The organism is Halocynthiibacter sp. (assembly GCF_049608145.1).
Taxonomy (GTDB): Bacteria; Pseudomonadota; Alphaproteobacteria; order Rhodobacterales; family Rhodobacteraceae; genus Halocynthiibacter.
The window spans coordinates 1-507 of record NZ_JBMYXF010000139.1 but is presented as its reverse complement, the minus strand read 5'-3'; the positions used below and the strand labels follow the sequence as shown (position 1 = coordinate 507).

Here is a 507-nt window from a genome sequence, read left to right as displayed (position 1 = left end):
TGTAAACTCTTGGGACATCAGGCCGGATCCGCACCCCAATCCTTAAAGGGCAAATCTTCGGATTGCCACTCTTCACCGCTGTCTGCCTGAGTGTCCAGGCACGGCCTGCGACTGTCAGTCTCTGGAACTACAACAGGCTGATCGCGGACAACGCAGAAATGACCTTCAACCCGGAGCAAGCGTACCTCCTGATGCCCCACAATCCGGCAATCAGGACCGCCTCAGACGAACCAGACACGGCTTACGAACTCCCCGAAATGGAAGGCATCGCAGAGCCTGCTTTCAGGATGTTACCTGCCGATGGTGACGGGCCGGAAGCGGATCTCGTTCTCTTCTCGGAAGGGCCCCTCGCTATCCGTGGCCACCACGGCAAAAAGCGGTATCGCTTCAAGCGCGAGACGCCTTACCTGCTGACCCCGTATTTCGCGGAAGATACGCAAGCCGCCAGGAAGAGGAGAGCACCTCAAAGCGTGGGGCAATTGCGTTTTTGGGATGATCTGACATATT

General features: G+C 57.0%; 1 protein-coding gene. It reads left to right on the top strand.

Annotated features, from left to right (window positions below):
* Positions 1–158: 158 nt before the first annotated feature.
* Positions 159–507 (top strand): hypothetical protein (locus tag ACPGUT_RS16240; RefSeq protein WP_423993156.1); only part of this gene is annotated, 349 nt, incomplete at its 3' end.